The organism is Microbulbifer variabilis (assembly GCF_023716485.1).
Lineage (GTDB): Bacteria > Pseudomonadota > Gammaproteobacteria > Pseudomonadales > Cellvibrionaceae > Microbulbifer > Microbulbifer variabilis_B.
In genome coordinates, this window is sequence record NZ_CP092418.1 from 3,428,165 (window position 1) to 3,437,500 (window position 9,336).

A 9,336-nucleotide genomic window follows, 5' to 3' on the forward strand; every position below is an offset into this window, starting at 1 on the left:
CGGTGAACATTGGGCTCTCTGACTAGAGCTTTCATGAGAGCCCAAGTTTATCTCACAGCCTAAACTATTCTCTTTCTGTATTTGAATTTTTCTCAAAGTAGCTAAGCTCTTCAACTACATACTGTATACGTTGTGGTAGTCCCTTTCTCATAAAGACCACATCAATAAGCTGGCCACTAGAAAGCGCATCCCACAATTTATTTTGACCGCTATGTACCCAACTATCATTCACTCTCAGTAATACATCATTTTCTTGAAAACCCAAGGCAGTGAAGAACTCATTATCTGCGACACCTTCAAGTCGCATCAAATGGTGTCCCTCAACTTCCAATTCGGCCTCGGTAAACTTAGCCTCCAAAGCCTGTCGCTGCTCCAAGTGACGACTTAACCAAGCCTGCCCTAGAGTCAGCACACCAGAAGAGGCTATCAACTTGCGAGTTCCAGGGCCCAATGGCTGCTCTATACGTCGTTTCAACTCCTCACTTTGTCCATGAGTGTAGGTGAGTAAAACCTCAGCGCCCTCTCTCCCCTTTAAGGGTAACTTTTCCAGTCCACCTCTACTCTCTATCACTGCGAAATTAGAGTGGAGGCGCAACAATAAAATATTGTCTGAAATTTTTTGCCCTGCACTGAAATACTCCGCACTAGCCTCCTTTACTGCAATCAAAGCTTTCGACTTACCTTCTACAGTTGATTCGCTAACCCCCAGTAACATTAGTGGCAATCTGGTAGCCGGTAGATTTCTATCAGCAATCGTTTCGCTATCCTTCCATCTATACTTTTCTTTTGATTTTATCCCCATAGATTGCAGTTCTTTATCTACCCAAAAAGCATACTGCTCAAAGTTACGCACCCCCTTCAGATACAACCCATTAATAAAAATGACCGGTACATTTTTAAGACCAAGATCTAGTGCATGATCCCGGGACCCTACTACGGAATCTTTTGGGCTATCACTGGATAAGCAATCTTCAAAAAGATGAATATCTAATTGCAATTGCTTGGCCAACTGAAGGTAAGTATCACTATCAAACTCAGGAGTTAGAACATACAAGGCATCGTGATACTCCCAAAATTTATTCTGCACCGCCGCACAACGCGCTGCAGATGCAGCTTGAATTCCTTCACGATGAAATTTAAGTGGAAAATCAAAGTGCGTTTGACGAACCCAACCCTTATAAACCTCTAGTAGACGCCGTATTACAGGCTGTATCGTTTTGCAATGTGGAGACTGGTAAGAACAATACATCTCCAAGGTGACTGGAGCATCCTGATTACCCCTAATAAATTTAGAACTCTCGGGCAATTGAATTCGTGGCGGCTCGGGCAACTTCAGATAAATTTCTATATCATCCCTCTTTGAACTAAAATTAGCTTCTCCATTCACCAAGGCATTCAGTCTAGCCAAACGCAAATTATATTTTTGCTCTGCAATATCATAAAAAACCAGCTGTAAATCATTATCCAAATCCTGCAATGTAATATTATTACGGCCAATACGCGCCACCACTTCAGAGCCAACACCTGGTTTAGGACTCCGCAAGCCCTCTTTTTCTTCTTCTACACACGAAGAAACAACACAGGTAAAAATAACCAATAAAATCAGCCAAAATCTCAGCTTGAAATTTTTCATTATAACCTCCCTATTTTCCATGCCGATCCTAACAAGCCCACAATCTGAGACCTAATAATTACAAAACAAACGTAAGAATCACCCTGAAACTGAGACCCTTGTTCATTTATCTGTCAGAAATTTCATTAGGATGCGATATCTGACAGGGCGGATAAGTTTAGCGCCATCACTGACAGCGCCTTCAGCTAACATCTACAAACTGATCGACATTCATTGAAAATCTGGCCAGACTCCAACCTACAAAGCTTCTTATTTAATAAAAAAAGACCTTAACCAAGGAGTTAGTTATGAATGATACTCCTAAAAGTACTTCAGAACCTTTGATTTCCTGTCTTGAAAATGAAGGGCTTAAATTCCTATTTGGAACCCCCTCAGAAAAAAATATACGCTTTATCGATGTAAAAAATGGCGCCCTCTTACGATTTATTCTCGCTTTATCAGAACAGGCCATTTTATTTATGACAGTTATGTATGGTCTGGTAACTGGGAACGTCGGTGTCTGCTATGGAACACTTGGACGAGAAGTTACTAATATGCTAGTGGGAATCGCCGATACGTAAGCGGATAGCACGCCTCTCGAGCCCATCAATGCTCAAGCTGGTATCGACGGGCTTTTTAAAGAAAAGTATCAATATATTGCTCTAGTAAAGATGCTTGAGCTCATCCCCAAGTCATCAAAAATGATTACAAATCCAGAATCCACTTCCGAGCTGGTACGTGCAGCTTTCAAAAGCTATCAGGAAGATCAGCCAAGAGCCTATTATCTTATGTGTTCCCGAAGACATTTTAGATATGGCGGCACCCCAAAATAAGTGGCCCCTGTTTGTTAATACCAAGCTAAATCCCTCCCTCCAATCGCAAACACCTGAGATACTTAGATTCAATTCTCCGAGGCTCTAAATATGGTTTTCGTCAGCACATTTCATGGAAAGAGCACAATACCAGAGGAGCATCCAAGCTCTCTGGGTGTTATGGTTTACGACTATGCCAATTTTGGTTTTGATTGTGTCGATGTTGTTATCTGCGTTGGCTATGAACTGCATGAGATGCCTCCATCCCCCATACTCCTAAATGCAGACAAAAAATTATCCATAATCATAATTTCCCAGCAGAGGTTGATGCCAACATTTGCATTAGCCGTGATATAAAAGCCAAAATCTCTTTTTTTACAAAAGTTTAGCACGGTTGAAAAAGCCAAGCCTGGTCAGTGAAGATTAAAAAATACAAAAACTTCTTTTCAGATAAATTAACAATGGCAAAGCCACCAATGCCTACCCAATGAAATCCCAAAGGGTGGTCGCAGACTTTCAAGAAGCGATACAAACAGGTGATATTGTGCTTTCAGACACCTGCGCAGTGAAAATGTGGGTGGCCTAGCCTACAAGCCCAACAGCCTTCCTAACTCCTAATAGGCTTGCCATTATGTCCTATGCCCTACCTGATGCTACTGATATCAGCCTGGTCCACCCTAAGTGCAGAGTACTAGCAGTGATGGGCGATCGCAGCTTCATGATGAATTCTCAAGAAGTTGAAACTGCAATTAGTGAGAGTATCCCCATTATTATTTTAATTTTTTGGCAATAGCTATGGGCTTTTTAAATGGAAAATAGATCTGGAACTCGAGCGCCATTGTCATGTCGTCTTCCAGAGTCAGGCAAATTGTTAAAAAGGCCTTGGCAGCCCACACAGTTCCAGTGGTTGCCTGCCCTGTATATTATTCTGAGAATGATAAGTTGACCGAGCATTTGGGTAAGCTTGTGGAGTATTTCTGAAAACCTGATTCAATTATTTTTTGCTGCCAATAAGAAGCGCTCTACATCATTTATCGCATTGCATCACTATATGCCCCTTAATCCGCGAATATCCGACTCTGTCAGGGCACTCAATCCACAAAATGCAAAATAAATCGATCATTAGAGCCTTGAATCCTACCTACTAAAATGAAATCGGGCCGCTAAAGCGGCCCGATGAGTGTAAAGCTGTGATCAGGAATCTTCCTCACATGCTTCATCTTCAGGCGAATTTTCACACAAATCATAGGTACACTTGAACTGCCAGAGCGCGGTAATGCCTGTGTCCGAGCTACCTTCCCGCGCAGGAACATTGACCTCTACCTTTACGAAGTCAGAACCTTTCGGTTCAGCATTATCTGGGGCATTGACTGTTATACGAAAAACACTAGGGCCAACGTCACTAGTATTAGCAACTGCATTGTCCTCTGGCCACACTTCGCAATAATCTGATTCAATATTTATCTTCGTCCCCAAGGGCAAGCGGCCGTTGTATTCATCAGAAAGATAAAAAAGCACTGAACCGGTTCCACCTTTCGATATATCCACATCAGGCTGAGTAATGAAATCACCCTCAGCAGTTTCAAATATCCCGTATGGCTTATCTCCCGAAACCAGAAGTTCTACCTGCTTACGTACATGAATCAGTTCTTTCGAGCAACTTCCATCTGCCTCTGCTTCATCTGAACAAAGAACACCATTGTAAATGCCGTTGCCCTGATCGTAGACTCCATTATTATTCAAGTCAGCAGGCCAATCTTCATCGCCAGCCACTTCGGGACAATCAGGATAGCAACTACCAGCATTGCCAGAGTTCCCGAACGCACCATCTTCATTGTGATCCAAAAATGCTTCCGGTAAATCAGTAAAGTCTTCCCCGGTATCAAAGCGTCCATTACCATTGGCATCTGTAAAAGTTTCTTGCCCAAACGCATATGCGAGAATTGTTGAGCGAGCACCATACGGCTGCCCTAAAGACACCGGGCAGGGAACGCCCAAAAGCCCAGTTTCAGGACAGACTGTGTTATTAATGGTTCGAACCGAGTGGGCTTGACCGTCAACACCAACAAATGTATATGACTCGGGCTTACGAGGGTCCTGGCTAGTCCAATTTACTGAACAGTTACCGTCAACCGTGGTACAAGATCCAGTTATACGTCCATACTCTGTTGTAAAAGTAATTGCAGTACCATCTGGGACCTTATTATTAAAAGCATCACCAGCATAAGCAGTAACTGTTGAAGTTGCGCCGTTAAAAGTATCGCCACCTGGATTTAAAATGGTAGCAGCCACATCAAAAGAATTCTGATCAGGGATGCCTACAGAGACCACCAACTCATCAGATACGGTGGAGACAACCTCCCCGCCATCGACTGTTATTGAGGCAACTACTGAAACCGGCGTCGCCACAGTACCAGAAGAAACTAGTGCAGTTACTTCACCATCCGCATTGGTCGTGCCGGAATCGTTAGTAAGGGTCGCATCACCTACTTCTGTGGACAAAGAAAAGTTAACTTCAACTCCACTTATTGGCAGGTCATTCTTGCTTAAAACCTGAAAAACCAGCGTTGATGTTTCCTTACCGCCAGTACCCTTAATGGAGATTATCGTAGGATCTGCACTTACAAACTCAATGGAGCCGACCTCTGGAGGCATTACAGTAAGCTGGCCGCTGGCCGATATACTTGGATATGCCGCTAACGCTGCTGTGATCTTATCCTCACCTTCACACCCCTCGGCAGTATAGGTCGAGGTTGCCTTACCTTCCGTTGTGGTAACCGGAGAATCAAGAGTAGCTACGGCTGGTTGGCTCAAGCTGCAATTACTGGAAAATTCTACCTGCATCCTCTTAGAGTAAAGATTGCCGTCAGGACCTTGTACATAAACACTAACTGGCGTACTCCCCTTAGAAGATAGGTTCTGAGCAAGAATCTCCAGGGCACCCGACACAAACTGCTGGTTTTTATCCAAATAACCAAGCATCAAAGCAGGCTCTTCGATACTAAATCGTAGTGGCGAGTAGGGTGCCTGGTCTGTACTAACGCTATCGTAAGCAACAACGATCTCTCCAGCACTGCCAATTTGCTGCCCTTCAACATCCAGTTCCAGAGTAGCAACGCCACTGTCATTGGTCTTGACTATTCCACTCTCAGGGCTCAACTCACCCAAGGTTGTTGTAACGGTTATGTTATCTGAGGCAATAGGATCACCATTGTCACTCTTTACCGTAACATGGACACGTACAGGTTCTTCTGGGTTGGGATTTTCAACCAACTCATCCGTACCTAAGTCACGTAGCTCTATAGTAATGCTATAAGAGGGATCTGTTTCTGGTGAAGTTGGATCCGGGGAAGAAGCCCCGTCATCGCTACCACCACTACCACCACCACAGGCGGCTAGTGAAACTGCAATGGTCAGCAATAGAAACCATCGCGAAATTGATTGGTACAGCGTAAGAATGTGCATCTAACTATCCTTCAATATCTTTAGCGCCCAATGGCAGCAACAGCCATCACTGCCCAAACTGGGTATGTATAGTCTTCCCCGACACGGCTGAATACGTCTTTAGCTATCATCGACCACTCATACAAGTGAGAAGCCTTAACGTGCCTCTATCGTGTTGCGTATAAGAGCAGATAAAAACCCTTCAACCCACAAGAAAAGGCAACGGGCGACTATCCTGAATCGCTATATTAAAATCAAGTTCTTTATGCCTATGCTGTACGACTGTCTCACAAAAATGAGGCCAGGATGAGATTTAGATCAAATAATTTCTCATAAGAACACCAAGCTCAAGTTATTACTTCAACATAAACAAAGGACAAAGAAAGCTTCATTGATTCTCCAGCAACATTATTGAGAGGATAAATTTGGCAAAAGCTTTTAATCTCCCCTTTTTTATTTTTAATTCCCAATCGCAATTCACTGATATTTCTTTCATCCACAAAAAAAGCCCGCCTGCTTAGCAGTCGAACCCTTTGTTATTGTCATGGAAAACAAAATCAAGATCAGATTGATGATCAATGCCGGATTTAAGTTTTAATTTGAAGTATTGCTAGCTTGAACCAGAAGATTGACCAAGCAAATTAAGAACTCAATTTTCTTCAGCCCATCTTATCTTTTTCTCTAAATATTTTTACACATAAAAAAAGGGCCACCCTATTGGGTGGCCCTTTTCGGATTAGAAGCCTGACGATGACCTACTCTCACATGGGGAAGCCCCACACTACCATCGGCGATGTTGCGTTTCACTTCTGAGTTCGGCAAGGGATCAGGTGGTTCCACAACTCTATTGTCGTCAGGCAAACTGGCTTGGGTTGGCGTTGGTCTTATAAGCAATTTTGCTTGGCCTACCGTGTTATCGCTGTTTGCCTCGGTCTGCTGACCGGCGATAACCCCAAATAAGTCGGTAAAACAATCTGTAGTAATACACCGCAAGCGATCATTGTGTGTCTTTCATTCCACAATCCGCTAGCTTAGCTAGTCGTTAGTAACCATCTCTGTTGTATGGTCAAGCCGCACGGGCAATTAGTACTGGTTAGCTCAACGCCTCACAACGCTTCCACACCCAGCCTATCAACGTGGTAGTCTTCCACGGCCCTTTAGGACTCTCAAGGAGTCAGGGAAATCTAATCTTGAAGGAGGCTTCCCGCTTAGATGCTTTCAGCGGTTATCCCGTCCGAACATAGCTACCGGGCAATGCCACTGGCGTGACAACCCGAACACCAGAGGTTCGTTCACTCCGGTCCTCTCGTACTAGGAGCAACTCTTCTCAAATTTCCAACGCCCACGGCAGATAGGGACCGAACTGTCTCACGACGTTCTAAACCCAGCTCGCGTACCACTTTAAATGGCGAACAGCCATACCCTTGGGACCGGCTTCAGCCCCAGGATGTGATGAGCCGACATCGAGGTGCCAAACACCGCCGTCGATGTGAACTCTTGGGCGGTATCAGCCTGTTATCCCCGGAGTACCTTTTATCCGTTGAGCGATGGCCCTTCCATACAGAACCACCGGATCACTATGACCTACTTTCGTACCTGCTCGACATGTCTGTCTCGCAGTCAAGCGCACTTATACCATTATGCTCATTGCATGATTTCCGACCATGCTGAGTGCACCTTCGTACTCCTCCGTTACTCTTTGGGAGGAGACCGCCCCAGTCAAACTACCCACCATACACTGTCCTCGATCCGGATAACGGACCAGAGTTAGAACCTCAAACATACCAGGGTGGTATTTCAAGGACGGCTCCACAGTAACTAGCGTTACTGCTTCAAAGCCTCCCACCTATCCTACACAAGTAGGCTCAAAGTTCAGTGCAAAGCTGTAGTAAAGGTTCACGGGGTCTTTCCGTCTAGCCGCGGGTACACTGCATCTTAACAGCGATTTCAATTTCACTGAGTCTCTGGTGGAGACAGCGTGGCCATCGTTACGCCATTCGTGCAGGTCGGAACTTACCCGACAAGGAATTTCGCTACCTTAGGACCGTTATAGTTACGGCCGCCGTTTACCGGGGCTTCGATCAAGAGCTTCGCCGAAGCTAACCCCATCAATTAACCTTCCGGCACCGGGCAGGCGTCACACCCTATACGTCCTCTTACGAGTTTGCAGAGTGCTATGTTTTTAATAAACAGTCGCAGCCACCTGGTCACTTCGACCGGCCTCAGCTTAGGGAGCAAGTCCCATCACCAAAACCGGCGTACCTTCTCCCGAAGTTACGGTACCATTTTGCCTAGTTCCTTCACCAGAGTTCTCTCAAGCGCCTTGGTATTCTCTACCTGACCACCTGTGTCGGTTTAGAGTACGATTCACTATTGCCTGAAGCTTAGAAGTTTTTCCTGGAAGCAGGGCATCAACCACTTCACCCACAAGTGGGCTTCGTCATCAGTTCTCAGCCTTAGGGACCCGGATTTGCCTAAGTCCCCAGCCTACAACCTTAAACATGGACAACCAATCGCCATGCCGGCCTAGCCTTCTCCGTCACTCCGTCGCAGCAATAGCGAGTACAGGAATATTAACCTGTTTCCCATCGACTACGGCTTTCGCCCTCGCCTTAGGGGTCGACTAACCCTGTCCCGATTAGCGTTGGACAGGAACCCTTGGTCTTCCGGCGGGGAGGTTTTTCACCTCCCTTGTCGTTACTCATGTCAGCATTCGCACTTGTGATACCTCCAGCAGACCTCCCGATCCACCTTCAACGGCTTACACAACGCTCCTCTACCATGCTCCTAAGAGCATCCGCAGCTTCGGTTACCAGTTTTAGCCCCGGTATATCTTCCGCGCAGGCCGACTCGACTAGTGAGCTATTACGCTTTCTTTAAAGGATGGCTGCTTCTAAGCCAACCTCCTAGCTGTCTGGGCCTTCCCACATCGTTTCCCACTTAACTGGTATTTGGGACCTTAGCTGGCGGTCTGGGTTGTTTCCCTTTCCACGACGGACGTTAGCACCCGCCGTGTGTCTCCCGCGATTGCACTCCTCGGTATTCGGAGTTTGCATGGGGTTGGTAAGTCGGGATGACCCCCTAGCCCAAACAGTGCTCTACCCCCGAGGGTGAGACGCGAGGCGCTACCTAAATAGCTTTCGAGGAGAACCAGCTATCTCCCGGCTTGATTAGCCTTTCACTCCGATCCACAGGTCATCCCCTAATTTTTCAACATTAGTGGGTTCGGTCCTCCAGTTGATGTTACTCAACCTTCAACCTGCCCATGGATAGATCGCCGGGTTTCGGGTCTATTGCCTGCAACTAAACGCCCTATTAAGACTCGATTTCTCTACGGCTCCCCTAAGCGGTTAACCTTGCTACAGACAATAAGTCGCTGACCCATTATACAAAAGGTACGCAGTCACCCCGAAGGGCTCCTACTGCTTGTACGTATACGGTTTCAGGTTCTATTTCACTCCCCTCTCC

At 45.8% G+C, this 9,336-nt stretch carries 5 protein-coding genes, 2 rRNA genes and 1 pseudogene (1 of these 8 running past the window's edge); 3 read left to right on the forward strand and 5 right to left on the reverse strand.

Features of this window, described 5'->3' with window-relative positions; translation table 11 throughout:
* Window positions 1-64 precede the first annotated feature (64 nt).
* Window positions 65-1,633, reverse strand: a complete 1,569-nt coding sequence (locus tag MJO52_RS15210) for a thioredoxin domain-containing protein (protein WP_252082753.1) — start codon at window positions 1,631-1,633, stop codon at window positions 65-67.
* Between the two features lie 287 nt (window positions 1,634-1,920).
* Here MJO52_RS15210 and MJO52_RS15215 point away from each other — a divergent pair, with 287 nt between their 5' ends.
* The 3 genes and pseudogenes from MJO52_RS15215 to MJO52_RS21525 form a co-directional block, all read left to right on the forward strand.
* Entirely contained in the window at window positions 1,921-2,193 is a 273-nt protein-coding gene (locus MJO52_RS15215) for a thiamine pyrophosphate-binding protein (RefSeq protein ID WP_252082754.1), read from the forward strand.
* A gap of 318 nt (window positions 2,194-2,511) precedes the next feature.
* A complete protein-coding gene (locus MJO52_RS15220; protein WP_286037024.1) occupies window positions 2,512-2,781 on the forward strand; it encodes a hypothetical protein in 270 nt (89 codons plus the stop codon).
* 247 nt (window positions 2,782-3,028) lie between these two features.
* Window positions 3,029-3,217, forward strand: a pseudogene (locus tag MJO52_RS21525) (thiamine pyrophosphate-dependent enzyme); the annotation flags it as partial.
* Window positions 3,218-3,618: 401 nt separating this feature from the next.
* Here the strand turns inward: MJO52_RS21525 and MJO52_RS15225 are convergent.
* The 4 genes from MJO52_RS15225 to MJO52_RS15240 form a co-directional block, all read right to left on the reverse strand.
* Window positions 3,619-5,889, reverse strand: a complete 2,271-nt coding sequence (locus MJO52_RS15225) for an Ig-like domain-containing protein (RefSeq protein ID WP_252082757.1) — start codon at window positions 5,887-5,889, stop codon at window positions 3,619-3,621.
* Window positions 5,890-6,215: 326 nt separating this feature from the next.
* A complete protein-coding gene (locus tag MJO52_RS15230; RefSeq protein WP_252082759.1) occupies window positions 6,216-6,368 on the reverse strand; it encodes a hypothetical protein in 153 nt (50 codons plus the stop codon).
* Window positions 6,369-6,610: 242 nt separating this feature from the next.
* Window positions 6,611-6,726: ribosomal RNA gene (rrf, locus tag MJO52_RS15235) — 5S ribosomal RNA — on the reverse strand.
* 204 nt (window positions 6,727-6,930) lie between these two features.
* Window positions 6,931-9,336: ribosomal RNA gene (locus MJO52_RS15240) — 23S ribosomal RNA — on the reverse strand (it continues 475 nt past the right edge of the window).

Bases quoted from the DNA above. Each gene is read 5' to 3' on its own strand.
- MJO52_RS15210 (WP_252082753.1), bottom strand. From the start codon at position 1,633: ATGAAAAATTTCAAGCTGAGATTTTGGCTGATTTTATTGGTTATTTTT.
- MJO52_RS15215 (WP_252082754.1), top strand. From the start codon at position 1,921: ATGAATGATACTCCTAAAAGTACTTCAGAACCTTTGATTTCCTGTCTT.
- MJO52_RS15225 (WP_252082757.1), bottom strand. From the start codon at position 5,889: ATGCACATTCTTACGCTGTACCAATCAATTTCGCGATGGTTTCTATTG.